The sequence below is a fragment of the Pelovirga terrestris genome (assembly GCF_014773365.1).
GTDB lineage: Bacteria > Desulfobacterota > Desulfuromonadia > Desulfuromonadales > Geopsychrobacteraceae > Pelovirga > Pelovirga terrestris.
On record NZ_JACWUN010000017.1, the window covers coordinates 1 to 25,025 of the forward strand.

The following is a 25,025-nucleotide window of genomic DNA, read 5'->3' on the forward strand; positions in this document are numbered from 1 at the left end:
AGCGGGACTGTTCAGTTACATAGAGCAGTTCCATCGTTTTCAACACACTTCGTGAACCGCCGTATACGGAACCGTACGTACGGTGGTGTGGGAGGACGGCAGGGGCGACCCTGCCTCCTACCCGATGCTTTCTTTTGCCTCGCTCACGACACGGTGAACGTCAGGCAAGCATCATCTCCCTTCCGGGTGGAATTGGTCACAGCGACAGGTGCCCATTTTCTTTTTCTCCAATATCTGTTCGAGAACGCGAGAGACTCCCTCGTTTTCGCGGACATCTTTCTTGATGTCGTCATCGGTGTAGTTATAGCAGTAACAAATCTTCTTGGTCATATGCGGTACCTCACGCCACTGCCTGCTGATACAGATACTGCTGGAAATCGACAAAAATGCGGCTGATCTCTTGCGGCATTCCCAGATCAGCGACGGCATCGGGGATGGAATTGTGATATTTGAGCTTGAGCAGGGGGGAGAGTTTTTCCAGGGCCAGTTCATCGACCCCGACCTTGACGTATTGCGCCAGGACAAAATCCAGGAAGCTGCGGTCCTTGCCGTCGGTCAGCTTGACCCTGGCTTTTGTCTTCTTCTTGCAGATACAGGGAGTCCCACCGCACTGGTTGCAGGGTTTCTTTTCCCTGATGCAGACACAGGGGTCCTTCTGGTCGATCATCCCCATAAAGAGCTTGACCCGATGCTGCTCGCGCTCCTTGATTTCGATAGTCCAGTTGAAGTCGGTTTCCTCGTAGCGGCATCCGGCTTCGATCTCTCCTTTGACCACCGCCAGCTTGGTGTTACGGTATTCCAGCACATAGTCTGCCGTCAGCGCCTTGCCGCGTCTGCCGCTACCTTCGATACGTCCTAAGGTGATGGGATGTTCTGGACGCATCCGGCTCCCAGCCACTACGCCCCAACCAGCGGCTTTCAAGGCCGGATCAATATGCTCAAGTCGGGTTGCGGCTTCGTTCATTCGATAACCTCCCAGTGACCGCCTTTGTCCGGACCGATGCGACGGATATATCCGTTATTCTGAAGGTTTCGAAGGTTTCTTTCGATTGAGCGGCCAGACACGCCAATGTTATTTGACAATTCAGCAATTGTAATTTCGGGATTCTGGCGCATCTTGATAAGTATTTTCTCCGACGTTTTCTCCGACGTTTTCTCCGACGTTTTCTCCGACGTTTTCTCCGACGTTTTCTCCGACGTTTCGTCGTCAGTTTGCTTGGTAACTTGCCCCGTCGTATCCGCAACACTTATTACACGGACTCCCGCAGAATTTTCCGGCAATTGCTCTATGCTGGGTGTCGGCAGAATAAAGCGAAAGATATCATTTTCCACCAGTTCGGGATTCTCGCCGCCGTAATCCCGGCAGTAACGGAACAGCTTGCGCACTCCTGAGCCAAGCTCATCAGCCCGACCGATTTCCTTGAAAAAGCGGGCAATAATCGGATTTTTGGGAAAGGGTGAAAAACAGGCCGGGTCGATCAGTCCTGTTCATGATGGCGATGACATAGGCGAGGGATTTCTTCTCTTTGCCGAAGAAGGTCTGCTCCTGTAGAATCTTGACATCAGCGGTGGTCAGTTGCGGTTTCTGCTTGAGGTATTCGAAGGCTTCGCACAAAAAGCCCGCCGACCCGCAAGCACCGTCATAGATCCGTTCACCAATACGCGGTTGCACCACCTTGATGATGGCGCGGATCAGGGGACGGGGGGTGTAGTATTCGCCGCCGTTGCGTCCGGCGTTGCCCATGTTCCTGATCTTGGCTTCGTACAGGTGCGACAGCTCATGTTTCTCAGCCTGAGAGCCGAAGCGCAGTTGGTCGATGTGGTCGATGATCTCACGCAGGTTGTAGCCGCTTTGAATCTTGTTTTTGATCTCGCCGAAAATGTCACCGATCTTGTATTCGATGGTGTTGGCACCGGTGGCCTGGTCACGCTCCAGGGCATCAAGATACTTCAGAAAGAGTATCCAGGAACTCTGCTCGGTATAATCCAACTCACTGGTACAACCGGCATCCTTCCACAGGACATCGCCAATATTTTTAAAGGTCTGCTCGAACAAAGGTAGGGGCCCCCGGGGATGGAATAATTCAATAGATGCCATGGTTGAATCGCTGAGCATCAGCAGAGTGGCAAGGTTAGCACTTTTTGTTGCCGGCAAAAAGGCAAAAGGGCAGGTGGCTGGGGTTGCGTGGGTGGGAACCTAAAAGGATGTTCATCCGGTCGGAGTGGCCGCATGAACCCTATTTTGTTCGCCAACTACCATCGGCCAGTTCGATAAACCATCCGCTTTGTGCGTTATCGCGCCAGGATGCTGCAAAAATATCCTGCACCTCGCCGACCCGGTCGGGGAATCCGTTAGCGCGGGCAATCTCTGCGTAGAGACGCTGTCGATCAGCATTCTCTTCGCTCACCAGGCGATTAACCTCACCCCTGGTTCGCAGGTCCAGCCCCTCCGTTGTCCGCACCTTGAGCAGGGCATCTACGCCGATGCCGATATGTCCCGAATCAAGATAGGGGAAGAGGCGTTCAGAGCGCTGTTTTATGGTGTCCTTCACCGCACGGATTTCAGGGGTGGTCACGTTGATGTCCTGGGCCGCATAAGCTGTGGTGGGTCCGCTCAGCCAGTGCAGCAGGCTGCCACGGTTACCTGCAGGCGGCTGGGTTGCCGGATCTTGTGGAAGGTTGCGTTCACCCCAGACCTCTTCGACAATTTTATCTGCGGCACCGCGCAGTTCCTCTGCCGGGAAGTAGATGTTAATAGTGACACAGGCGGCAATCACCAGAAGTGGTAGGCCAAGCAACGAACGAATCAGCTTTTTCATGTCTTCTCTCCCGGCTGGTTAACGAACAGACCATCATTATATCACGACAGGATGGGTGTGGCAGTAAATCAGCGCGTTGTTGTCCGATCAATACGCTCCAGACGGCGCAACATTTCACGAAACGACACCCCCGTTCCCGGTGCCAGAATATCGATGCGCGGCGGTAATAGTCCACCATCAACCAGGTGCAGGTCCGAATCGGCGCGGGCGGTTCCCTTGAGCACAAAAACATCGTTGCGCAGGACACAGCGCAGACCAATGTTGCGATAGCGATAAAAATCGATAAAACGATACACCCCGCGCGAGAGGGCGGCCGAAAGCCCTCCCTGGCTGATAACCGTCAGATTGTTGAGCGCCTTGACGCTGATATTGCGCTGCCCCTGATCGCGGGTGGTGAATTCAGCGACGAAAGCCGAAGGTATCTTGCCGAACAAACGCAGATCGTGAATGTAGCCATCCATAATGCCGTTGATCTCACCGAAGGCAAAGGTCCTGGTCAATTGTTCCAGATCAATCCCGTGAAAGTCGATATCACCTTCAATGCTACGATAGGAGGAAAAAATATCGCGTGCCCTTAAATTGCGGATCTGGATCGTGCCGGCAAAGACATCGATGCGCGCTTCTCCTTCTGATTGCAGCATGCCGCCAACATATTCAAATTCGCCAAGATCAGCGGTTAGGCTTCCCCGCAGGAGCGTCAGTTCCAGCTCCTGGGTGAGTTCCTGAAGATCGATATGGTTGATACGGGTGCGACCACTGACAGAGAGATCGCTGGAATCATGACCAATACTCAAGTTTTCAATCAGGATGTTCCCGCCGGCCAGATTGAGTTTCCAGGGGTCGATAAAGGTCAGGCGGTTGGTCATTGCGGTGAGGGTGAGATCATTTGCTGCGCTGCTAACCGGCCCGGCTTGAAGTTGCGAGAAGGTCACAAATCCATTGCGCGCAACGCCTGAAGTCTTACCACCGGAAGAAAAGACAAAAGGGATCTCTCCGGCCAGATCGAGCATGCTGATATTTGCAGCGCGGTATTTCAACCCGAGGGTGTCAGGATGAAGGGCGCCGCTAACGTTCCACCCGTCCGGCCTCCAAACTCCGGTGCTGTCGGCTGCCAGAGTACCGTTTAGCTCAAGTTGTTCCAACCCCGGGAACAGGGTTGCCAGCAACGGTCGCAGCTGCAGGTTAAATCCCGTTTCAAGGTGCGGAAGCAACAGCTCGCCACCAAATTCCAGTGTGTCGGAATGTCGCTTTAGCTGCCCTTTGAACTGACCAATAGCGGGTATGAAAAGGCTGATGTCATTGACTTGCAGGGATGCCAGGGTGGCATCCCAGGCAGCTTGCAGGTCAAAATCGATGGGCAGTTGTGACAGGTCGCCGTAAAAAGAATGAATCAGCGCTTCCTGCATCTGCGCAGAACCCTGGAGCCTGGCATGCGACTGTTGTTGCGCTTCATCCCATGCCACTGTGCCGGCCAGGTTAAGGGAACCCCCGGCCAGCGCGCTCATATCATCGGCGGAGAGATATTCAAGGTTCTCGATCGTTAGTGCTGCAATGTTCATTTGCAACGACGGTGCGTGCCAGCGCGCCGCACCCTGCAGGGTCGCAACGGGAATCGACAGGCCATGACCAGTTATTGTGGTTTGTATGTTCAAATCCGCCACCGCGAGTTGCTCCTGCTGCCAGTGAAAGCTGCTGCTGATGTGGCTTGTCGCGACGTCAAAACCGGCAGCATGAAGACCTTCAGCGATCAAGTTGAAATGTCCCTGGACCGCGTCCGCGGTAGGATTCAGCTGGATCTGTCCGGCGAGCCACCCTTTTTTCTCGACCAGGTGTGGCCAGCGGGAAGGGCTAAGGATTTGCGCCAAAGAACCTACCGGGGTTCGGTGCAGCTGTGCAACCAGTTGCCCGGAATTGCCCTCGACCGTTAGTAGGGGTGCTCCCCTCAGATCGAGTTTGAGGTTACCGGACAGGGCATCAATAGCGCCCTGCACCTGGAAGTTGCCACGGAAGGGCGATCGATCCGCAGCCCCAACACCGGCGGATGGCTGCGGCCAAAGGCTATGAAAATCGCCGCTCAGCTCTAGAACCTGGTTCAGCCAGCTGGTCCGTGCTGTCCATTCAAGGCCACCGCTGACGGGCAGGGCTTGGTCTTGGCCTACGACCTTTGGTATCCGCGCCAGATCGCGGAAAGTTCCTTGTCCTGTGGCAACCACATGCCCATCCGTTCCCTGCACAGCAAAAGATACGGGGGAGCCTTCTGCCAGTTGCGCTTCGCCGACGGCCTGCCACTGGTGCCGATCTCCGGCACCACTCAGGCGCAGATTGTTTGCCTGAAAACGCACGTCACCTTTTGTCAGTTGCAGCGCTGCCGCGGCAAGTTGGCCTTGCACTTGCCCTCCACGTATTTCTACCCCCAGGCGCAGGTTCTGTACGGAAAAATCGACGTCAGGCGCAAGTAGCTGTTGCATCCCTGCGAGCGCCAACCAGGGGTCCAGTTGTGCCCGGTCAACGTGAGCCAGCACCAGTTCTCCCCCGGCGGCCAGCCCTTCGACGGCAGGGCGCAGGGTTAAGGGCGTTGTGAGCAGTGAGTGGCCATCGATGTTCACTTCATTCAGTTGCACTTGCAGTTGCGGATCGGTCTCCCATTGCCATTGCCCGGAAGTAGAGAGCTTAAGTGGCGTCTCCCCTTGCACCGTAACCGCCAGACGAAAACTTCGCGATGGTGCATGATGCAGATCGAATTCAATGGCGCGCACTGCAACCACCTGATCCGTTAACACAAGATCAAAGCGACCACCGGTAACTGTCAACAGGTCGATGCTGATCGGAGGTTTGCGCAATCTGAAGGGGGTGGAGTTGTTATTGTCAGGTAAAAAGGTCGGGTTAAAATAGACTTCCGGTTGTTCCACCCGCAGGGAATCGAGTCGCCCACGCCATAAGTTTCCGAGGTTGAAATCCAGGATCAGAGCGGGCACTGTCACGTAATAGAGATCGGCATGATCTACTGTCAAGCCACGCATGCGTAGCTGACCACGATCCAACGCGAGCTGTTCAATTGTTACCAGGGCTGCGAGATTTGTGCTCAGAAACTGCTCAAGGCGGGGTTTGGCGATGTTGTTCAGCAGCGGGGTGCGATAATGCCACAGGGCAAACATCAGCAGCAGCGCCAGCGCTGGAACAGTAAATCCTGCAATCCTCAAGCATTGCTGGAAGCGACTGCGCTGCTGATTGTATCGAGGTGATGTCATCTGCTGTGCGCCCTCCCTTTTGCCCTGCTGTTGCCGCCATCCATGGCGACCAACACCCTTGCCACAGGAACCCCGACCCTGCGCCAGGACAGCAGTGAATAGTTACCTTTAGCATAGCAAAAGTAGACGCCCTTTCCTGCAGAGTTTTTGGCCAGTTGGCGCTGATCAGTGCGAATAAATTGACCGCAACAATGATGCGCCAATAATTCATCTGGAAATTATCACCTTGATCCGCTATGCATATGCTGAGTTCATTGTGTCACTTTTGCCACCAACGGGAGTTGTCATGATTCCGCAAAAGTATGAGTTTTTTGTGTTCACCTTTTTGATGTCGCTGTGTATGTCATTCTTTATGTCAGGAGTGATTACTTTCATCAATATCGGATTGGTTGAAGGGTTTGCCGGGTTGTGGATCGAAGCCTTCATCAAGGCTTTTGTGGTGGCCTATCCGACGATTATGATTGTCGTGCCCCAGGTTCGCCGGGTTGTCAAACTGGTGGTGCGCCAGGGTTGAATATGCTATCAGGTCGTTGTTTCGGCCTTCTTTTTTTGGCGTCGACACCACCAGTCATAGGTTCCACTGAGACACAGCAGCAACAGGATGATGCCACTAAGCGGGATAATCAGCAGATACCAGGGACCGAGCCAGGGTTCGAAGATGCGGCCGTTGTGGAATTCAAAGAGATAGTGCCACAGTGACATGGGCGCGGCGGCGGCAATTTCCGCCGGCATGGTGGGTAATGAGCGCTGGTGGGCGGTCATCGGCAGCATCCCATCATGGTAGTCGAAACGCACATAGGGCCGGTTACCTGCCATGACCACACCACTGACCAGGTCATTGCTCTGGTAGGGGTTGCTTTCCTGTAGTCCGGGACGCCGCAGACGCCAGACGCGCCCCTGATGCTCTTCGACCACAAACAGCCCGCTGAACGAGCCGATCAGCAGTTGTCCATCCGCCATTCCTTCCAGTACCGTAACCCCCATGCCGTGGATGGGAACCGGCAGCTGTAGGCGCTGAAATGCTTCCTCCAGATCGGCCGGGCCATGCCACAGGCCATTCTCGGTTGAGATAACGATGGTGCCGTTGCTGCTCGCCGTGGCGGCCTGAATCTTGCCGCCGAAACCGCCGGAGCGGGGGGAAAAGAGCAGCAGAGGGTTGTCAGCAGCAAGGCTGTGGCTAACGGTTGCCAGCAGCAAGGGGGGGCGCAGGAATATACCCGACCCGGCCAGGATCATCAGGATGACGACAATCCAGATGCCCAGTTTGAGGTGATATTTCCAGCACCAGCGAAAAAGGCTGCCGGGCGGCCGGCGTCGGGTTGGCAGCTTGCGGTTGCGCCACGGCACAAACCAGATCACCAGCCCGCTAAAGCCGAGAATCACCAGAATGATGGCGCTGATATCAAGAAGAACCTTGCCCGGCGCGCCGAGAATGGCGCCATTATGGATATCGTGCAGTATCCTGAACAACGGCACTTTAGTGGCGTCATCCTGCTCGGCAACGGCAAGGTTCACCGGCGCAAAATTGAGTGATCCGGGATCGGCCTGCCAGGCGGCGGTTTCGGAAAAGGCGACGATCCGCTCACCTGTTTCAACCACTGCCACCATCCGTGGGGATGATGGCGCGCCCGGCAGGACGACCTGCGCCCAGGGATTGTTACCGTGTTTTTGATAGAGTCCACTGCGGGTTGCCGCCAGCAGGGTACGATCAGCGGAATCTTCATTGAGAATCACCAGCGCGGCAGTGTCGCGGTCATACGCTGCCGGCGGAAAGCCTTCATCCACAACGGTGAAACTGCGTCCCTGATCGTCACTGCGCGCAATGCCCGCTTTTCCCGCCAGGTACCAGGTGCCGTCGGCGCTGATGGTGCCGCTACGAACCAGCATACGATTCCAGTTCTGGTAGCTGTAATCTGCCGGCACCAGGCTTTGCGGCGTATCGATGGAGCGGATCCACGCGGGATGATTAAGCAGCAGGCCTGATGCTCCCATGGCCGTCAGATACAGTCCCAGGATCAGGCCCAGATATTTGTGAATTGCGCGGGAAATACGAAAACTGCGACGTGCCATCCATGTTATCCTTGGGTATCTGTTCAGCACCGGGTCAGGAATCTGTGGCAAGGATAGAGCTGAATAGTTACATCCTTGGCAAATAAATCGATACCTTCTCGTAGGTGCTGTTACCGGAGCTTAGCGTAAAAAATGGTGTCAACCTTTGATGCAAATCAATTTTGTTCCTTCTTCGCCACCGGAGAAATATTTTGAGTGGTTTTTTTGAGCATTTACCCGCAACAGGTGCCATCTGTGCCCACCGGGGCGCGCGTTCCATCGCTCCGGAGAATACCCTGCTGGCGTTCGAGGCGGCTCAGCGCAGTGGTGCTCATCTGCTGGAAACCGATGTGCAGATGAGCGCTGATGAACAGCTGGTGCTGTTTCATGATCGTGGCCTTAAGCGCACCACCAATGTTGCCGATCACCCGGCCTTTGTCGGCAGAGCCCGTAAAGCTCTGACCTCTTTCGCTTACGAAGAATTGCGGTTGCTCGACGCCGGTAGCTGGTTTTTGCAGCAGGATCCCTTCAAAACACTCGTCCAAAACGAGGTTCCTGCAACCATCACCCAGCAAATTCCTGAGCAACGAATCCCCTTGCTTAAAGAGGTTCTTGAGCACTGCCGCACGCATGATTTTCCCCTTAATCTGGAAATCAAGGGCAAGCTGCCGCGCGCCAAAATGCACCGCCGTCTTGAGTTGCTGGTGGATGAAATCAAGCGCGCCGGATGTGAGGATCTGATCCTGGTATCCTCCTTCGAGCATGACAACCTGCATCTTCTTAAAACCCTCAGTCCAGCGCTGGCCACAGCGGCTCTGGTCGAAAGAAGCCATCCCCGTCATCTGCTCAACTACCTGCAAGAGCTGCAGGTGGCTGCTTACCATCCCCGTCATGATCTGGTTGACGAAAAACTGATCCAATGCCTTGCTGCCGCCGGTATCAAAACCAATATCTGGACAGTTAATGACCCGCAACGCTTTGGTTTTTTTGCCGCCGCCGGAGCGACCTTTATCTGTACCGACTGGCCGCAGACCATGGCGTCACCAGCGCTGTAGCCCCTGCCGGGGCACAGGGTTGCTCAGCCGCCGGCGCCGACTGTTTATCAGATTACCCCACCCCAAAAAGTGTTAAAAGTTTGAAAACATCCATTGACAATGGTGACAATTGAGCATTATATGTCCAAAGATGTCACATGAAATGACATAAGTCGTATGGAGGAGTGATGAATCTTTCAGTCAAGGATGCGGCCAAACTGCTTGCGGTTGCAGAAAAAACTATTTATCGCTGGATTAAACAGGACATTGTTCCTGCCTATAAAATAAACGAAAATTATCGTTTTAATCGCGCCGAGCTGCTGGAATGGGCGACCTCGCGCCGGATGGGGGTGTCGGTGGAGGCTTTTAACGAACCGGAAACCGTTGCTCAACCCTTGCCTGCGTTGAGCGAAGCGTTGGAGAGCGGCGGGATTTTTTATCGAGTTGGTGGTGACACCAGAAAAAAGGTGTTGCTGGATGTTGTTAATCATTTACGTCTGCCCGATGAGGTTGACCGCGACTATCTCTTCAGGGTGTTGCTGGCACGAGAAAAAATAGCCAGTACCGCCGTCGGCAATGGTATTGCTTTTCCGCACCCGCGCAACCCGGTTCTGCTTCATGTCACCAGGCCGACCGTTACCCTTTGCTTTCTCGACAATCCGGTTGATTTTCACGCTCTTGACGGTCTGCCGGTAAGGATTCTCTTTACCTTGATCACACCAACCTTGCGTTCTCATCTGCATCTGCTGTCAAATCTGGCGTTTGTCTTGAAAAACAAGAATTTCGAGCAGGTCATTCAGAATCAGGGCAGCCGGGAAGAAATTGTCGCGGCACTCCGGCTGGCCGAACAGAAGCTGGTGCTCTGATGGCCGAATTATGGCTGCTATCCTTGCTGCTGCCGGTATTCGGTGCCCTCCTGGTTCTGCCTTTGTGTCGTTACGCAACCTTGAGCGCCGGGATTGCTGCTGTGACGACCGTGCTGGCGGCGATTCCCGGTGTGTACGTCGCCATGTCCCTGCTGAACGGTCAACCGCCCATTTCCATTGCTTATGCCTGGTCATTGCCCGGTGGTGCTTTGCAGATTGACGTTGACGCAGTGAGCGCATTTTTTCTGTTGCCGGTGTTTATTCTGTCCCCGTTGTGTGCCATTTACGGTGGTGCCTATCTGCACCAGGTTAAGGGAAAGTTGCTGGGAGTTCATTGGGCTTTTTTTCTGCTGCTGGTTGCGTCGATGGTTCTGGTCTTAAGCGCAGGTCAGGTCTTTCTGTTTTTGGTGGCCTGGGAATTGATGTCATTGACGTCGTTCTTTCTGGTGGCCTTTGATCACCAGAATAAAGAAGTGAAGCAGGCTGCCTGGGTCTATCTGGTGGCCAGTCACCTCGGGGTCACCTTGTTGCTCGGGTTCTTTCTCTATAGCAGTCAATGGAGTGGCAGTCTGTTCTTCTCTGACTTTGAGGCGCTAAGGGCAATCCCCCAGCACCAGGCGACAGGGCTGTTTCTGCTGGCGGTGGCGGGTTTTGGCATCAAGGCCGGGTTGTTCCCTTTTCACGTCTGGTTGCCGGAAGCTCACCCGGCGGCTCCCAGCCACGTGTCGGCGCTGATGTCGGCGGTCATGGTTAACCTGGGAATCTACGGGATCCTGCGGACTGTTACCTGGTTGCCGCAAGCCCCCGCCTGGTGGGGGCTGTTGCTGGCCGGATTCGGCATTGCAGGGGCGCTGTACGGCATTGCCCTGGCCGCCGTTCAGCAGGATATCAAGCGCTGTCTGGCCTATTCCACGGTGGAAAATGTCGGGATCATTTTTGTCGGTCTCGGTGTGGGAATCTATGCCGTCGCCGCAGGTTTTTCCGCCGTCGCCCTGCTCGCTTTTGCCGGAGCGCTATTACATCTGTGGAACCATTCGTTGTTTAAGGGGATGCTGTTTCTCGGCGCCGGGAACCTGGTACACGCAACCGCTACGCGCAACATGAATCAGTTAGGTGGCTTAATGAAGCGCCTGCCTGCCACCTCGATGCTGCTGATCGGCGGCAGTGTCGCGATTACCGCGTTGCCACCGTTCAACGGTTTTATTAGTGAGTGGCTGATCTACCTGGGCTTACTCCACGGTGGACTGGAGATGCCACGGGCCATGGGGCTGCCGCTGTTGCTCCTGGTGAGTCTGCTGGCGCTGGTTGGTGCAATGGCCATCCTGGTGTTTGTCCGGTTGGTGGGAATTTCTGTATTGGGCAATCCGCGTTCGGCAGCGGCAGCTAGTGCCCATGAAGGGAGCATCTTGCTGCTGGCACCTCCCGCTATTTTGTTGGCTGGTTGTGTGCTGATCGGACTCAATCCGTTGCCGGTGCTGGATCTGCTCAGGGCTCCTGTGGTGTTGTTGATCAAAACGGAGTTGCTGCCGATGCTGACGCTGACCGCATTTACCGGGCTGGGTCGGGGGGTCTGGTTGCTGTTGGCGTTGATTGCCGGCATGGCCTTGTTGTTTTTTGTGCAACGTCACCGCCATCCTGCTGTCGTCGCAGCAACCTGGGGCTGTGGCTTTGCCCTGCCGAATAATCGCATGTCCTACAATGCCACGGCTTTTAGCGAGCTTGCTCACAATCATTTGCTGCCGCGTACCCTGCGCCCGGAAGTTGTAACCGCGCCGGTAACCACATTTTTTCCTCAGGCAGTACAGCTGTCGCAACAGTCATCCGATCCGGTTCTGAATCGTCTGCTGCAACTGTTTTTCACCAGGATAGCAAATCTGTGTCAACGGTTGCGCTGGTTTCAGCAGGGGCGTTTGCCGATTTATCTGCTCTATATTTTTCTGACCTGTATTGGCCTGATGGTCTGGTCGCTTCGGGTTTTTGGGGGAGGTTGAGATGCCCTGGTTGCTGACGGCAGTGGCTCTAGCCGGACTGTCCGGCGTTCCCGGGCTGTTTATGAATCGCTATGGCAGTGGCGGTGAGCGGATCGCTTGTGCTTTGATCGTTGCTGCCGCACTCTGCGGCCTCGGCGCCGTCGTCCAGGTTTTTTATGATGGTGATCCGTTGCTGCTGGCTTGGTCGTGGAACATTCCCGGCGCAGCTTTTATTGTGCGTCTGGACGCTCTGGCAGCATTTTTCCTGATGCCTCTGTGCCTGGTCGCGGCAGCGGGGGCCATTTACGGACTGATGTATATGGCCCAATCCCACCACCCTGAAAACGGCAGACAGTTCCGCTTATTTTATGGCCTGGTAGTGGCAGCAGTGATGCTGGTGGTCTGTGCCGGCAACAGCTTGTTATTTCTTTTTGCCTGGGAGTTGATGGCGGTTTCCGGATTTTTTCTGATCACTGCGGACGATCAATTGGAAGAGGCCCGCAAGGCGGGTTTTGTTTATCTGGCGGCCTCCCACACCGGCGTTTTGGCCCTGCTCGCCATGTTCGTGTTGCTGGAACAGGGCAGCGGATCTTTTACTTTCCCAGCCGCTGGCCTGTTGGTTGCTCAAGGCGGGTCGGCGGCGGCGATATTTCTGTTGGGCCTGTTCGGTTTCGGGCTGAAGGCCGGTTTGATCCCGCTGCATATCTGGCTGCCTGCCGCCCACGCTGCCGCGCCGAGTCACGCGTCGGCCCTGCTGTCCGGTGTGATGATCAAGACCGGTATTTACGGACTGATGCGTCTGACCTCCTTTTTCAGTGAGATTCCCTTCTGGTGGGGAGGCTCCTTGCTGGCGCTGGGGGCCCTGTCGGCGGTGTTCGGGGTGGTTCTGGCCCTGGCACAACATGATATCAAACGCTTGCTGGCTTACCACAGTGTTGAAAATATCGGCATCATCGCGCTAGGTCTCGGCATGGCCCTGGTTGGCCGCAGTCTGGCAGAGCCCCTGCTGGTGATGCTTGGTTTGGGGGGTGCCTTGTTACACGTCGTCAATCACGGGTTGTTTAAATCATTACTGTTTTTAAGTGTCGGCTCCGTGGTTCAGGCAACAGGGACGCGTGATCTCAGCCAATATGGCGGTTTATCAAAGCATCAACCGCTGACGGCTTTGTTGTTTCTGGGCGGCGCGGTAGCGATCAGCGGATTGCCACCTTTTAATGGATTTATCAGCGAGTGGTTGATTTACACGGGTGTTTTTTCCAGCGCCGGGAAAGATGTTGGCGGTGGCATAGCCATTCTGCTGATTGCCCCGGTGCTGGCGCTGACCGGGGCCCTGGCCCTGGCCTGCTTCGTCAAGGTTTTCGGCATGACCTTTCTGGGCCATCCCCGCAGTGACGCTGTCGTGCAGGCCAAGGAGGCACCGGCATTGATGCTGGCGCCGATGATGGTGCTGTTGGGCTTTTGTGCCTGGATCGGGTTGCTGCCGCAGACGCTGGGCCCGTTGTTGCTCAACGCTGTGGGCAGCTGGAACAGCGCAGCCCTGGAAATGCCGACAGCCTTGCCGCTGCAGTCATTGACCAATATCAGTGTTTTTGCCTGGGTGCTATTGCTGACCTGTGGTGTGTCGATCTGGTGGTTACAGCGCCGCCGGCACCATGTGGTGCGCAGCCTGGGGACTTGGGGCTGTGGTTATCAGCTACCAAATCAACGCATGCAATACAGTGCCGGCTCCTTTGCCGACACAATAGTCGCACTGTTCCACTTCGGACTCTGGACCCGGCGCCATGGCGGGCAGGCCCGCGGACTGTTTCCCGTCGGCGAGCATTTGACTTGCCACACGCCGGATATCGTTCTGGATCGGGCGATAATACCGGCAAGTAGCGGTATCAGCTGGTTGTTTGTGCGGTTGCGATCATGGGTGCAGAACGGACTTTTGGCATTTTATCTGCTCTATATTGCCCTGACGCTGATATTTTTTCTGTTGTGGTTTATGTGATGGAGTCAATGATGATCGTCGGCATGCTTATACATCTTCTATTGCTGCTGCTGTTTGCGCCCTTGCTGGCGGGGATTATAGCCCGTACCAAAGCCCTGTTTGCCGGGCGACGCGGTCAGCCAGTGTTGCAGCTCTATTTCGATCTGTTGCGCCTGGCACGCAAGGGATCGGTGATCAGTAAAACCACGACCTGGGTGTTTGCGGCAGGTCCGGTGATCGGACTGGTGGTGCCGCTGATCGCCGCCTTGATGATTCCTTTTGGTACCCTGCAGGCGCCATTATCTTTTGACGGCGATCTGATTCTGTTTGTTTATTTGTTTGCCCTGGCGCGTTTTTTTACCGCAGCGGCTGCTCTTGATACCGGATCGAGTTTTGAAGGGATGGGGGCGGCGCGCGAAGTGACTTTCTCCTGCCTGGCGGAACCGACTATTATGTTTGCGTTACTGGTGCTGGCCAAATTATCCGGCGGGTTGTCACTCGATATCCTGCTGGGAGATCACTTAAATGCATCCTGGAGAGGCGGTTCCGGCCCGGCGCTGGGACTGATTCTGGTATGTTTGTTCGTCGTTCTGCTGGTTGAAAATTCGCGCATTCCTTTTGACGATCCCAATACCCATCTCGAATTAACGATGATCCATGAGGTGATGGTCCTCGATCATAGTGGTCCGGCCTTCGCCATGATTCTCTACGGGGCGGCTCTCAAGCTGATGGTACTGGGTACGCTGATCGTGAATCTTGCGCTGCCCTGGGCAACCCCATGGTGGGCTCTTAACCTGTTGCTCTATCTGGCAGGACTGGTGCTGCTGGCAATGTTGATCGGTATCGTTGAATCCGTTATGGCGCGACTGCGGCTGGTGCGGATTCCTCAGGTACTGATCGGTACCACCCTGATTTCTGTTTTTGCTCTGGTCCTGGTGCTGCGTTAAGGAGAAACCCCGATGACTGATATCAACAGCATCATTCTGCTGGTGGTAATCCTGCTGAACTTTTTCATCCTCGGCAGTGCCAGACTGGTGGCCTGTATTCGCGCCGTTGCCTTGCAGGGGGCGTTGCTGGCCCTGTTGCCGGTGATCGTTCACGGCTTTTCCCTTCATTCATTAGGACTGGCCGGCGGGGCCTTTCTGTTTAAGGGGGGGCTGATCCCCTGGTTGTTGTTGCGGGCGATTCGCGAGGTGCGTATCCGCCGCGAGGTCGAGCCCCTGATCAGTCTGGTCGCGACCCTGTTTCTTGGCGCCATGGCGACGGTGGCAGCGTTTCTGTTTGCCGATCAGTTGCCCCTGATTCATGCTTCTCAGGCGGGGGTCCTGGTTCCAGCATCCCTGGCCACCATGTTGGCAGGTTTTCTGTTGTTGATGACCCGGCGCAAAGCGATTACCCAGGTGGTCGGTTATCTGATGCTGGAAAACGGCATTTTTATCTTTGGCGTTCTTCTCTCAACGGCCATGCCGCTGGTCGTCGAAGCTGCGATACTGCTCGATCTGCTGGTGGCCGTGTTTGTTATGGGGATCGTTTTGAATCACGTCAATCGGGAGTTTTCGTCCATCAATATTGAACGCCTATCGGCACTGAAGGAATAACACGATGCTGATCTCTCTGATTCTGATCCCTGTGTGCCTGGCGGCGCTGTCCCTGGTGTTGCCCTGGCATCAGTTGCGCTCCTGGTTGTTGCCGACGGCCGGAATGATTCAACTGGTACTGGCCGTCCTGGTCGTGCTGGCAAAACCGCAGGCGGGTGAGTGGATCGGTCTTGATGCCCTTTCCACTCTGGTGTTGCTGGTCACCAGTATTCTTTATCTGGGCTGCGCATTTTATGCTGTAGACTATCTGGCGTTGCGGCAGGATCGCGGTAACCGGATTATTGTTCCTTGTCTGCTGGTTTTCCTGGCGGCTATGTCACTGGCGATTATTTCCCGGCATTTGGGGCTGATGTGGGTGGCGGTAGAAACGACCACCATCGTCAGTGCCCCGCTGATCTATTACAATCGCAATCGTCTGTCGATCGAGGCGACCTGGAAATATCTGCTGTTGTGTTCGGTGGGAATTGCTCTGGCGATGCTCGGGATCATGTTTGTTGCTTATTCGGCCGTGGGTGGTCAAGCCGAGGTGAGTCTGCAACTCGACTGGTTGCTGGATACGGCGCCGCAGTTGAGCAAGCCCTGGCTGCATGCCGGCTTTATCTTCTTGCTGGTTGGTTACGGAACCAAAATGGGGCTGGCACCATTACACAGCTGGAAGCCTGACGCTTATGCCGAATCGCCGGCGCTGGTTGGTGCGTTGCTGGCCGGCGGGTTGACGACGGTTTCTTTTCTGGCGATTCTGCGCGGCGTACAGGTGATGTCCGCCGCCGGGGATCTGATCATGGCGCAACAGGCGCTGATGGGGTTGGGGTTGTTTTCCATGCTGATTGCCGCGATATTTATGGTGCGGCAGCCGGATATCAAGCGGATGCTGGCCTATTCATCGGTGGAGCACATGGGCATTCTCGCGCTGGGTGTCGGCATCGGCGGGTTGGCGACCTTTGGGGCCCTGTTGCACCTGGCCAACAATGCCCTGACCAAGGGCTGCCTGTTTCTCACCGCCGGCAACATTCAGCGATCGTACGCCAGTAAAAATCTCAGAGAGGTGCGCGGTGCTCTTAGCTGTCTGCCGCTGTCGGCCGGTATTTTCCTGACCGGCTTTCTGGCGATCACCGGGGCGCCGCCTTTTGGTCCTTTTTTGTCTGAATTTACCATCCTGCGAGGGATTTTTGCCGGTGGCCACCCATGGATAGCGGCGGCGTTTCTGATCCTGCTGGCAACGATCTTTATCGGTATGGGGGCAACGGTTCTCTCGGCAACGCAAGGGGAATCTCCACAGGTTTCTGCACAGTTTCGTGATCGCTTGCTGCTGGTTGCGCCGCCGTTGCTGTTGTTGGCGTTGGTCCTCTGTCTGGGAATTTATATGCCTGATCCGCTGAAAGAGTTGTTGGACGCCGGGGTTGCGTTACTGGAGGTGACCTCATGAGTCGACTGAAACCTGTGCAGATATTGCGCAATGGCGATAGTGTTCCGCTGGCCGAAGTGACGATTCTGGAGATGGACGCATTTTTCACCGCGGTCAAACAGGAAGCGGCGGCGCAGGGGCGGGTTGTTGCCCTGTTTGCATCACCAGCCGGTGACGAGTTTGATCTGTTTGCCCTGATCGCTCATGACTGGCAGGGAACCCTGGCCCTGTTGCGTACCCGAGTGGTTGATCGCTACCCCTCGTTGACGCCGGAATTGCCCGCAGTGCATCTGTTTGAGCGGGAGATAGCCGAGCAGTATGGGGTAGTTGCCGAAGGGCATCCGTGGTTTAAGCCGGTACGTTTTCATCGCAGCTACAGCGCCGGCGATGCCTGGGGCCGGGATCAGCAGCCGTTGATTCCCGGCGATATGGACTACTACCGGGTTGAGGGGAGTGACGTCCATGAGGTGGCGGTTGGTCCTGTTCATGCCGGGGTGATTGAGCCCGGACATTTTCGTTTCCAGTGTCACGGCGAGAAGGTGCTGCACATGGAGATCTCTCTGGGCTATCAGCATCGCGGTCTGGAACCTCTGCTGAAGGGTAAGCCGGGGCCGGCCACCATGCAGCGACTGGAGACTGTCGCCGGGGACAGCACCATCGCCCATGCCACAGCCTATGCCCGGATCTGTGAATCTTTGAGCCATACCGCCGTTCCCCCGCGGGCCGAAGCGATTCGGGCCCTGGCGCTGGAACTGGAGCGCCTGGCCAATCATGTTGGCGATATTGGCGGTCTGGCCACCGATATCGGTTACCTGCCGACCGCCTCTTACTGTGGCCGGCTGCGCGGTGATTATCTCAACCTCACGGCCGATCTATGCGGTAGTCGTTTTGGCCGGACGCTGGTGCGACCCGGAGGGGTAGCGTACGACATCGACAAAGATCGCGCTGAGAAGATGAGCAAGCAACTCGCGCTGGTGACGCGCGATACCAAGGGGGCTTTGGCGCTGTTTTTTGACTGTCCATCGGTGCTGGCGCGGCTGGAAGGAACAGGTCAGGTTGCTATGGATGATGCGGAAGCTCTTGGTCTGGTCGGGGTTGCCGGCCGGGCTTGCGGTCTGGCGGTTGATGCTCGACTTCATCACCCCTGGGGAGCCTACATCAGGAATTTTGACCAGGCGGTATTTGAGGAAACCGGTGATGTCCATGCTCGGGCAAAGGTCAGACAGCGCGAAATTGTCAACTCAATCAGCTGGGTTAAACAGGCCCTGTCTTCCCTGCCCGACACGGAATTGAGCCTTCCGGCCGGAGCGCTCGCCCCCGAGTCGCTCGCTGTCACGCTGGTGGAGGGCTGGCGCGGCGAGGTGGCTCATGTCGCCCTGACGGACAAGCAAGGCGCTTTTTGCCGCTATAAAATCGTTGATCCATCTTTTCGCAACTGGAGTGGTCTGGCCATGGCGTTGCGCGATGAACAAATTTCTGACTTTCCACTATGCAATAAGAGTTTCAATCTCTCCTATTGCGGTTTTGATCTGTAAAAGGGCTGACCATGCTCAAGATTTTGCGTGAACGGTTTCGTCAGGGCTATCGAACTTTCCCCTATCTAAAAAAAGATCCAGTGATAGCGGAACGCTTTCGTGGACGACCGCAGTTGCCGATCGAGCCTTGCGCCTTGGATTGCCATGCTTGCCGGGACGCCTGTCCTTATGGGGCTGTTCAAATTGACCAGGGCAGGATTGGCATCGACCTGGGGCTCTGCACCTTTTGCGGAGATTGCGCCACAGCCTGCCCTTCTGGAACATTGACCTTCAGTTGTGATCATCGCCTGGCAACCCGGAAACGGGACGATCTGCGCGTCGGCCCCGCCGAACTGCAGCTGGCGGCGGCGTTGGATAAGCGCATGAAAAAGTTGTTTGGGCGCTCGCTGAAGCTACGCCAGGTGTCCGCCGGGGGCTGCAATGCCTGTGAGGCGGATATCAACGTGCTTGGCACCCTGGTGTTTGATCTGGGGCGCTACGGCATCCAGTTTGTCGCGTCGCCGCGCCATGCCGACGGGCTGCTGGTCACCGGTCCGGTCACAGAAAACATGAAAAGCGCCCTGCTGGATACCTATGCGGCGGTGCCCGAGCCGAAACTGGTGATTGCATCCGGGGCCTGCGCCATTGGCGGCGGACCGTTTCGCGGCAGTCCCGAGGTCAACAACGGTATTGGTGATCTGTTGCCGGTTGATCTCTATATCCCCGGTTGCCCCCCGCATCCCTGGACGACCCTCGACGGCTTGTTGCGGTTGCTCGGACGTCTGGAGGGAAGATAGTTTCCGTCCCGAAATGGTTCTTTTCCGCCGTGGCGGTGTCAATCTGCAGCCTTGTTTGTGCGGCGTAAAGTACTACGCCTTAAGCTCAAGCCCTTGATTTCCTAGCCATAACGAAAAATTCCTCATTTCCGATTCGGAAACTTATGTGTGCCTACCTGGATTTTACGAGTGGCGGCAATTGATCTTGAACCGCTTCGATAATCGTGATAGAAGCACTGCAGCATGGAAACAGGGATGATGGGTACAGAGCGTGACCGCGATTTTATGGAAGCGGCCTATGCTGAAGCGCTGGTCGCTGAGCAACTCGGCGAGGTTCCCGTTGGCGCTGTTGTGGTCTACGCAGATCAGATTGTCGGTCGTGGTCACAACCTGCGCGAGACCAGCAATGATCCCACCACCCACGCTGAGATGATCGCCATCCGTCAGGCGGCGGCTGAACTTAATTCCTGGCGTCTGCTCGATTGCACCCTGTATGTGACACTGGAACCCTGTGTTATGTGCATGGGGGCAATTATTCTGGCGCGGATTCCACGGCTGGTGTACGGTTGTCGTGACCCGCGCGTCGGCGCTGCCGGCTCTATTTACAATCTGGCCGAAGATGAGCGCTTCAATCACCGGGTTGAAGTAACCGAAGGCATTCTACAGCACCAGTGCAGTCAACAGCTGAGTGATTTTTTCCGCAGACTCAGGGAGCAAAAGAAAGAACAGAAAAGCAACAAATAGTGACACTCACGGAGGGGTGTCCGAGAGGTCGAAGGTGACAGACTCGAAATCTGTTGTAGCGCAAGCTACCGTGGGTTCGAATCCCACCCCCTCCGCCAATAAAAACAGGGACTTAGCTGGTAAAAGCTGAGCCCCTGTTTTTTTTTGGAGGGGGTAAAAACGCACTCATGACGCACTTTGAAACAAAACACCACCATCTTTGACAACATGGCTCGCCCAGGTTGCGGATTGTTCGGCTTGTTGCTGATAGGTCACACCGAAGATGGTGTCACCCAACCATTTCTTGAACGACGGGTTGTCGCTGAACTGCTTGAATAGTTCGGTGTGGTCGGATAAGAGGTCGATCATGACGCGCTGCAGTGCGGCATCGTGCTCGATCCGGGCGGTTTTCTTGTCGTTGTTCTTCATGGCGTTCTGGTAAGCAGCGTCTGCTGCCACTTTAGCCGGGATCTCCTTGGCTATGACTTGGCGGATCTTGTCGCCGTCCTTCCAATCGATGTTGCCGAACTGGTCGTTAAACGCCTTAACGATGTTGCTCAGCTGATCCAGTTCCGGTTCCGGTTTGCGGCCGCCGCCGCTGGTTGGCACCGGTCCGATTTCGGCATCCTGATCGGCAAGGCCGATCTTCAGGCTGGTTTTCACCTCGACCCGGTAGCTGTCCATGTCGATGGCCTCCAGGATGCCTCTGGAGAGATCCTCTTCCTTGGGCGCGGGGAGTTTCGGGATCAGGAAGTTCAGGATGATCGACAGCTTCTCCCAGTCGGCATTCGAGTACGACAGAATCGAGGACAAAAAGCCGTAGGTGCGGACGAAGGCCTTGGCCTTGCCTTTGAAGTCGACCTGGCCGTCCTCATCAAGATCGGCGTTGTAGGTGGCCACGCAGGCGTCCAGGATCGGGTCGAGCTTGTCACGGTCCGCGCCATTCAGATAGCGTCCCACCAGATCGTTGATTTGCGCCTTTGAATAGACCTGGTAGCCATCCAGATCCGACTTCAGATCGTGCAACTTATTGGGGTCGGTCTCGTCACTGAGGATGGTGGTGCGATAATAGGGCTCGAATGATTTTTTGATGGTCTCCGAGTCGTTGTAAAAATCGAGAACAAAGGTGTCGTATTTGCGCGGGTGGGCGCGATTGAGTCGTGAGAGGGTCTGCACCGCCTTGATGCCGGAGAGCGCCTTGTCCACGTACATGGTGTGCAGCAACGGTTCGTCGTAGCCGGTCTGGAATTTGTCGGCGACGATCAGGAAGCGGTACGGGTCCTGTTGTACCTTGTCCGGGATCTGGCTGCTGGGAAAGCCGTTCAGCGTCGCTTCGGTGGCTTTTTTGCCGCCATATTCATGTTCACCAGAGAAAGCCACGATGGGTGCGTAAGGGCTTTTGCGCTCCTTGAGGTAGTTCTTGAAGGCGTGATAATACTGAATGGCTCGCACGATACCGCCTGTGATGACCATGGCTCTGGCATGGCCGCCGATCTTGCGATGGCCGATCACCTGGGCGTGGAAGTGGTCCACCATGATCTCCGCCTTCTCGCGGATGGCGTGTTCGTGGGACTCCACATAGCGGCGCAGCTTTTTCTGGGCGTGGCGGAGACCTGGGCGAACTGCTTGATGGTGTCGCGGATCTGTTTGTCGAGCACCCGCCGGTCAGTGACCACGATGACCGAATCGAATAACGCCTTGCTCTCGTGCTCCAGCCCTACGAGCTGGTGTGCCAGCCAGGCGATGGAGTTGCTCTTGCCGCTACCCGCCGAATGTTGGATCAGGTAACGCCTGCCGCTGCCGCTCCTGGCGGCGTCGGCCAGCAGCATGCGCACTACCCTCAACTGGTGGTAGCGGGGGAAAATCTGCGTGTGCTTTTTTTTGCCGGTCTTCTCGTCCTTTTCCTCCACCACCTGGGCGTAATTTTCCAGGATGTCGGTCAGGCCCTCCTTGGAGAGGGTTTCCTTCCACAGATAGTCGGTGGCCAGTCCATGGGGATTGGGTGGATTGCCGGCACCGTCGCCCGCGCCCTTGTTGAGGGGCAGAAACCAAGAGGCCTTGCCCTTGAGATGGGTGCAGAAACGCACATCGTGATCGTCCACGGCAAAATGAACAACGCAGCGACCGAACTGGAACAGCAGCTCCTTCGGGTCGCGGTCGCGCTGGTACTGCTGCACGGCCTCGAGCACCGTCTGTTTGGTGAGTTTGTTTTTGAGCTCGAAGGTGGCGATGGGCAGGCCGTTGATGAACACGGCCATATCGAGGGAAAGCGCCGTTTCGTTGCGGCTGTAGCGGAGCTGACGGGTGACGCTGAAGATGTTGGCCGCGAACCGCTCGGCTGCTTTCTCGTTATCCGGCGTCGGCGTGCTGTAGAAGAGATCCACATGGGACGGGCCGTGCTTGATACCGCTGCGCAGCACCTCTACCACGCCGCGCTTGGCGATCTCGCCCTGCAAGCGGTGTAGGAACTGGGTGCGCCGAGGGTTGTAAGAGTCGGCTTCCTCGTCGATGCCGAGAGCCTCATAGGTGTCGGGCTGGGTGGCGGAGATGAACTGCAGTAGTTTAGTCAGGTCGACGGCGTGTTCCCGGTCATAGTCTTGCGGATCACCCTGAACGTAGCCGGCATCCTCCACAAGAGAGGTGACGATGATTGATTCCAACCCCTTTTCGCTGGTGTCGGTCGGTTTCATAGATCCTCCAGCAAGTGAGCGATGTCCTTCGGCGACGGCAGTTGACCTTTCAGCGCCTTGGGCAGGGTCTTGGTGATTTCATAAGTGGCCACGCCGATGGGCTTGCGGGCATCGTGCAGGGCGTATTCCACCACCGTGCGGTTTTTCTCTTTGCAGAGAATGATACCGATGGAGGGGTTTTCATCATCCTGTCGGACCTGCCGGTCCAGAGCCGCCAGATAAAACTGCATCTTGCCGACGAACTCCGGTATGAATTTGCCGATCTTCAGCTCGATGGCCACCAGCGCCTTGAGCCGCCGATGGAACAGCAGCAGGTCGATAAAGTATTCATCGCCGTCCACCTCCAGCCGGTACTGGCTGCCCATGAAGGCGAACATGCCACCCATAGCTCGGAGGAAATCCTCGATCCGGGCGATGAGCGCCCGTTCCAGTTCCCGCTCGCTGTGTTCCTCGCCCAGCTCTAGAAAATCGAAAGTGTATTCGTCCTTCACCGCCAGCTTGGCCTGGGCGCGAAGTTCCGGTGTGAGCGCCTGGTCGAAATTGGTCTGGCCCAGCAGGGATTTTTCATAGCTCTGGTTGTCGATCTGGTGAATGAGCACGTTCTTCGTCCAGCCGAACTTGTGGGTCATGCGGATATAGAACTCCCGTTCCAGCGGGTCCTTGCAGCGCTGAAGGATGACCAGATTGTGGCTCCAGCCGATTTGTGCAACCAGTGGTTGCACTCGCTCGTCATCGCGGTAGAGCAGGTAAAATTCCCGCATATAAAAGACGTTGCGCCGGGAAAACCCGCTGATGCCTGGGAACTCGGATCGCAGATCCTGGGATAGCTGATCCGCAATGGATGCGCCGTGTTCGGCATCCGCCTGCCGGCCCACGATCATCCGGCCGATGTCCCAGTACAGGCCGACCAGCTCCTTGTTGACCGCCTTGAGGGCTTCATCCTGGGCGGAGCGGATGCGCTCCTTGATCTCGGTCAGCAGGCGCGGATAGTCCTGCGGTTTGCCGAGGCTGTTTTTTGGGGTTTTGTCAGTCGGTTTCATCCATGTCCCCCTCGTCATCGATCACGTCATCGGCATCGGCGGTGTCCTCTTCCAGCGCCAGCAGTTCGTCCTCAGCCACTTCCGGCACCTCGATGCCGCGCACATCCACCTGGCCGGTGACCACATCGGCAATCAGCCGGGTGCGGTATTCGCGCATCAGCTCGATCTCGCGTTGGGCGCGGGAGATTGTGTAGTCGATGGTGGCTGTTTCCCTCTCAATATGCGAAACGATGGCTTCTTGTTCTTCGAGCGAAGGCAATGCTGTTCGTAAATTCTGTATTTTCTCAACCGAGATGCCGGGCTGTGCCGCTGACTCAGAATATTGGTTGAGATTCATCACGGCCAGCATGTAGTAGTACCAATCGGTCAAAATTCCTGAGCGCACATCTGTTACCACCGCGTGTTCAGTGGCCCAGAATTTTCCCTCGACACGATGAACATTTCCGCAAAGAGCACCTTGGCGACCGACCAAGAGATATTTCCCATCTTTGTTGTAATTGGTGAAGTAACCGCGTAAACCGTTACCGCCATAAACGGGATACGCACCGGCTTCGGCAATCTGATCGGAAGTAAGGTTGTCGCCACTCTTCATCGCAGCAATGTGCTTTAGCTTTCTCACCTCCCAATGTTCCGGAATATCTCCGATCCATTCCACACCACTGGGCTTGAACTTGACATTGGGATCAAGCCCCCGGGTCACGGCTTGATTGATGACGTTCTGCTTCTGCTCCTTGAGCAGTTCGATGAGCCGCCGCTTGTTGCGGATGAACTTGTTGGCCCGTGCGGTGAGCGAATCGATAAATTTGAGAATCTGTTGTTGTTCCTCTGGTGGGGGAACAACGGCACGAATTGAATAAAAATCGTCCGTGTAAAGCCTCCAGAATCCCTTAACGATTCCTTTAGTTGATTTGGTAAACTCCGTGATGAAGTGGGGGCTTTTGAAAAGGATCTCAAAAAACCTCGGATTGTCATCGGTAACCGGTCGGAGAACCGTGTAGTCAGGACTAACCACACCAGACTGCTTCGCATGAGCAAAGACCCCTAGGTGGGCCTTCAGTCTATTCAGTACCAAATCGCCATTCTGGCAAACTTTTCCACCGGCATATGATTCTGACTGTAAGCGCCATTTGTCGATTTTTGAGCTGTCAATAAGTCCATGCTTCTGGCTCATCGACAGATGGATTTCTTGTCCGTCTTTAGAACGTTCATCCACCTCTTGGAATAGGTATCGGCAACGATGAACCGCCCATTGGCCAGGAATGTTCGGAGCCGCAGGGCTACCGGAATCCTTGTATTCTGGATAAGGGGTCAGCTTCATCAC

22 protein-coding genes, 1 tRNA gene and 1 pseudogene are annotated in these 25,025 nt (G+C 55.8%); 12 read left to right on the top strand and 12 right to left on the bottom strand.

Translation table 11 applies throughout. The features are described 5' to 3' along the window. Window positions 1–171: 171 nt before the first annotated feature. The 7 genes and pseudogenes from ICT70_RS12850 to ICT70_RS12875 all read right to left on the bottom strand — a co-directional run bounded on the left by ICT70_RS12850 (window position 172) and on the right by ICT70_RS12875 (window position 6,067). The gene (locus ICT70_RS12850; protein WP_191157280.1) at window positions 172–330 is read right to left on the bottom strand and encodes a bacterioferritin-associated ferredoxin; all 159 of its coding nucleotides are present in this window, start codon (window positions 328–330) and stop codon (window positions 172–174) included. A 10-nt stretch (window positions 331–340) separates the two neighbouring features. Beyond that, window positions 341–673, bottom strand: a complete 333-nt coding sequence (locus ICT70_RS15300) for a type I restriction-modification enzyme R subunit C-terminal domain-containing protein (protein ID WP_420488586.1) — start codon at window positions 671–673, stop codon at window positions 341–343. 87 nt (window positions 674–760) lie between these two features. Continuing rightward, a pseudogene (locus ICT70_RS15305) lies at window positions 761–964 on the bottom strand (hypothetical protein); the annotation flags it as partial. Continuing rightward, window positions 961–1,482: a winged helix-turn-helix transcriptional regulator gene (locus tag ICT70_RS12860; RefSeq protein WP_337906861.1), complete on the bottom strand. Its 522-nt coding sequence runs from the start codon at window positions 1,480–1,482 to the stop codon at window positions 961–963. The gene ICT70_RS12860 and the pseudogene ICT70_RS15305, both read right to left, overlap by 4 nt. After that, entirely contained in the window at window positions 1,403–2,098 is a 696-nt protein-coding gene (locus ICT70_RS12865) for an N-6 DNA methylase (RefSeq protein WP_224747041.1), read from the bottom strand. The genes ICT70_RS12860 and ICT70_RS12865 overlap by 80 nt, the downstream gene beginning before the upstream one ends. A gap of 139 nt (window positions 2,099–2,237) precedes the next feature. Then, window positions 2,238–2,819 carry a DUF1318 domain-containing protein gene (locus ICT70_RS12870; RefSeq protein ID WP_191157284.1) on the bottom strand — a complete coding sequence of 194 codons (582 nt, stop codon included), beginning with the start codon at window positions 2,817–2,819 and terminating at the stop codon, window positions 2,238–2,240. 68 nt (window positions 2,820–2,887) lie between these two features. Next, the gene (locus ICT70_RS12875) at window positions 2,888–6,067 is read right to left on the bottom strand and encodes a hypothetical protein (RefSeq protein ID WP_191157286.1); all 3,180 of its coding nucleotides are present in this window, start codon (window positions 6,065–6,067) and stop codon (window positions 2,888–2,890) included. Between the two features lie 286 nt (window positions 6,068–6,353). On the opposite strand from ICT70_RS12875, the gene ICT70_RS12880 reads away from it, so the two are divergent. After that, window positions 6,354–6,581 (top strand): DUF2798 domain-containing protein, encoded by a 228-nt coding sequence (locus ICT70_RS12880; RefSeq protein WP_191157288.1) that lies wholly within the window; start codon window positions 6,354–6,356, stop codon window positions 6,579–6,581. A gap of 8 nt (window positions 6,582–6,589) precedes the next feature. On the opposite strand, the gene ICT70_RS12885 is transcribed toward ICT70_RS12880, so the two are convergent. After that, window positions 6,590–8,137, bottom strand: coding sequence for a PepSY domain-containing protein (locus tag ICT70_RS12885; protein WP_224747042.1), 1,548 nt, complete (start codon window positions 8,135–8,137; stop codon window positions 6,590–6,592). 191 nt (window positions 8,138–8,328) lie between these two features. On the opposite strand from ICT70_RS12885, the gene ICT70_RS12890 reads away from it, so the two are divergent. The 11 genes from ICT70_RS12890 (at window position 8,329) to ICT70_RS12940 (ending at window position 20,093) form a co-directional block, all read left to right on the top strand. Next, on the top strand, window positions 8,329–9,171 hold the full coding sequence (locus ICT70_RS12890) for a glycerophosphodiester phosphodiesterase (RefSeq protein ID WP_191157290.1): 843 nt from the start codon (window positions 8,329–8,331) through the stop codon (window positions 9,169–9,171). A gap of 167 nt (window positions 9,172–9,338) precedes the next feature. After that, window positions 9,339–10,016, top strand: a complete 678-nt coding sequence (locus ICT70_RS12895; RefSeq protein ID WP_191157292.1) for a PTS sugar transporter subunit IIA — start codon at window positions 9,339–9,341, stop codon at window positions 10,014–10,016. Next, complete coding sequence (locus ICT70_RS12900; RefSeq protein WP_191157294.1) at window positions 10,016–12,007, top strand: proton-conducting transporter transmembrane domain-containing protein; 1,992 nt, start codon at window positions 10,016–10,018, stop codon at window positions 12,005–12,007. The genes ICT70_RS12895 and ICT70_RS12900 overlap by 1 nt, the downstream gene beginning before the upstream one ends. 1 nt (window position 12,008) lies before the next feature. Next, window positions 12,009–13,979 carry a proton-conducting transporter transmembrane domain-containing protein gene (locus ICT70_RS12905; RefSeq protein WP_191157296.1) on the top strand — a complete coding sequence of 657 codons (1,971 nt, stop codon included), beginning with the start codon at window positions 12,009–12,011 and terminating at the stop codon, window positions 13,977–13,979. Between the two features lie 14 nt (window positions 13,980–13,993). Beyond that, window positions 13,994–14,905, top strand: a complete 912-nt coding sequence (locus ICT70_RS12910) for an NADH-quinone oxidoreductase subunit H (RefSeq protein ID WP_191157391.1) — start codon at window positions 13,994–13,996, stop codon at window positions 14,903–14,905. A 12-nt stretch (window positions 14,906–14,917) separates the two neighbouring features. Then, a complete protein-coding gene (locus tag ICT70_RS12915) occupies window positions 14,918–15,556 on the top strand; it encodes a hydrogenase (RefSeq protein WP_191157298.1) in 639 nt (212 codons plus the stop codon). 4 nt (window positions 15,557–15,560) lie between these two features. Further along, a complete protein-coding gene (locus ICT70_RS12920; protein ID WP_191157300.1) occupies window positions 15,561–16,982 on the top strand; it encodes a proton-conducting transporter transmembrane domain-containing protein in 1,422 nt (473 codons plus the stop codon). Then, window positions 16,979–18,496 carry a hydrogenase large subunit gene (locus tag ICT70_RS12925; protein ID WP_191157302.1) on the top strand — a complete coding sequence of 506 codons (1,518 nt, stop codon included), beginning with the start codon at window positions 16,979–16,981 and terminating at the stop codon, window positions 18,494–18,496. The genes ICT70_RS12920 and ICT70_RS12925 overlap by 4 nt, the downstream gene beginning before the upstream one ends. A gap of 11 nt (window positions 18,497–18,507) precedes the next feature. Then, the gene (locus tag ICT70_RS12930) at window positions 18,508–19,272 is read left to right on the top strand and encodes an NADH-quinone oxidoreductase subunit B family protein (RefSeq protein WP_191157305.1); all 765 of its coding nucleotides are present in this window, start codon (window positions 18,508–18,510) and stop codon (window positions 19,270–19,272) included. 234 nt (window positions 19,273–19,506) lie between these two features. Further along, entirely contained in the window at window positions 19,507–19,995 is a 489-nt protein-coding gene (tadA, locus tag ICT70_RS12935) for a tRNA adenosine(34) deaminase TadA (protein WP_191157307.1), read from the top strand. A gap of 10 nt (window positions 19,996–20,005) precedes the next feature. Continuing rightward, a tRNA-Ser gene (locus tag ICT70_RS12940) sits at window positions 20,006–20,093 on the top strand. A 67-nt stretch (window positions 20,094–20,160) separates the two neighbouring features. Here the strand turns inward: ICT70_RS12940 and ICT70_RS14965 are convergent. From ICT70_RS14965 to ICT70_RS12955, 4 genes are read right to left on the bottom strand one after another with little or no spacing between them, the layout of a single operon-like run. After that, window positions 20,161–21,510 (bottom strand): type I restriction enzyme subunit R domain-containing protein, encoded by a 1,350-nt coding sequence (locus ICT70_RS14965; protein ID WP_224747044.1) that lies wholly within the window; start codon window positions 21,508–21,510, stop codon window positions 20,161–20,163. Continuing rightward, window positions 21,483–22,664: a type I restriction endonuclease gene (locus ICT70_RS14970; protein WP_224747045.1), complete on the bottom strand. Its 1,182-nt coding sequence runs from the start codon at window positions 22,662–22,664 to the stop codon at window positions 21,483–21,485. The genes ICT70_RS14965 and ICT70_RS14970 overlap by 28 nt, the downstream gene beginning before the upstream one ends. Further along, window positions 22,661–23,704, bottom strand: coding sequence for a PDDEXK nuclease domain-containing protein (locus ICT70_RS12950; protein ID WP_191157309.1), 1,044 nt, complete (start codon window positions 23,702–23,704; stop codon window positions 22,661–22,663). Before ICT70_RS12950 ends, ICT70_RS14970 begins: the two co-directional genes overlap by 4 nt. After that, window positions 23,691–25,022, bottom strand: a complete 1,332-nt coding sequence (locus ICT70_RS12955) for a restriction endonuclease subunit S (RefSeq protein WP_224747051.1) — start codon at window positions 25,020–25,022, stop codon at window positions 23,691–23,693. The genes ICT70_RS12950 and ICT70_RS12955 overlap by 14 nt, the downstream gene beginning before the upstream one ends. Between the last annotated feature and the right edge of the window lie 3 nt (window positions 25,023–25,025).

Excerpts from the sequence above, each read along its gene's own strand:
- ICT70_RS12955 (WP_224747051.1), bottom strand. The coding sequence starts at position 25,022 with ATGAAGCTGACCCCTTATCCAGAATACAAGGATTCCGGTAGCCCTGCG.
- ICT70_RS14965 (WP_224747044.1), bottom strand. The coding sequence starts at position 21,510 with ATGGTGGACCACTTCCACGCCCAGGTGATCGGCCATCGCAAGATCGGC.
- ICT70_RS12880 (WP_191157288.1), top strand. The coding sequence starts at position 6,354 with ATGATTCCGCAAAAGTATGAGTTTTTTGTGTTCACCTTTTTGATGTCG.
- ICT70_RS12870 (WP_191157284.1), bottom strand. The coding sequence starts at position 2,819 with ATGAAAAAGCTGATTCGTTCGTTGCTTGGCCTACCACTTCTGGTGATT.
- ICT70_RS12895 (WP_191157292.1), top strand. The coding sequence starts at position 9,339 with ATGAATCTTTCAGTCAAGGATGCGGCCAAACTGCTTGCGGTTGCAGAA.
- ICT70_RS12875 (WP_191157286.1), bottom strand. The coding sequence starts at position 6,067 with ATGACATCACCTCGATACAATCAGCAGCGCAGTCGCTTCCAGCAATGC.
- ICT70_RS14970 (WP_224747045.1), bottom strand. The coding sequence starts at position 22,664 with ATGAAACCGACCGACACCAGCGAAAAGGGGTTGGAATCAATCATCGTC.
- tadA (WP_191157307.1), top strand. The coding sequence starts at position 19,507 with ATGATGGGTACAGAGCGTGACCGCGATTTTATGGAAGCGGCCTATGCT.
- ICT70_RS15300 (WP_420488586.1), bottom strand. The coding sequence starts at position 673 with ATGGGGATGATCGACCAGAAGGACCCCTGTGTCTGCATCAGGGAAAAG.
- ICT70_RS12850 (WP_191157280.1), bottom strand. The coding sequence starts at position 330 with ATGACCAAGAAGATTTGTTACTGCTATAACTACACCGATGACGACATC.
- ICT70_RS12900 (WP_191157294.1), top strand. The coding sequence starts at position 10,016 with ATGGCCGAATTATGGCTGCTATCCTTGCTGCTGCCGGTATTCGGTGCC.
- ICT70_RS12865 (WP_224747041.1), bottom strand. The coding sequence starts at position 2,098 with ATGGCATCTATTGAATTATTCCATCCCCGGGGGCCCCTACCTTTGTTC.
- ICT70_RS12930 (WP_191157305.1), top strand. The coding sequence starts at position 18,508 with ATGCTCAAGATTTTGCGTGAACGGTTTCGTCAGGGCTATCGAACTTTC.
- ICT70_RS12920 (WP_191157300.1), top strand. The coding sequence starts at position 15,561 with ATGCTGATCTCTCTGATTCTGATCCCTGTGTGCCTGGCGGCGCTGTCC.
- ICT70_RS12885 (WP_224747042.1), bottom strand. The coding sequence starts at position 8,137 with ATGGCACGTCGCAGTTTTCGTATTTCCCGCGCAATTCACAAATATCTG.
- ICT70_RS12950 (WP_191157309.1), bottom strand. The coding sequence starts at position 23,704 with ATGAAACCGACTGACAAAACCCCAAAAAACAGCCTCGGCAAACCGCAG.
- ICT70_RS12925 (WP_191157302.1), top strand. The coding sequence starts at position 16,979 with ATGAGTCGACTGAAACCTGTGCAGATATTGCGCAATGGCGATAGTGTT.
- ICT70_RS12905 (WP_191157296.1), top strand. The coding sequence starts at position 12,009 with ATGCCCTGGTTGCTGACGGCAGTGGCTCTAGCCGGACTGTCCGGCGTT.
- ICT70_RS12915 (WP_191157298.1), top strand. The coding sequence starts at position 14,918 with ATGACTGATATCAACAGCATCATTCTGCTGGTGGTAATCCTGCTGAAC.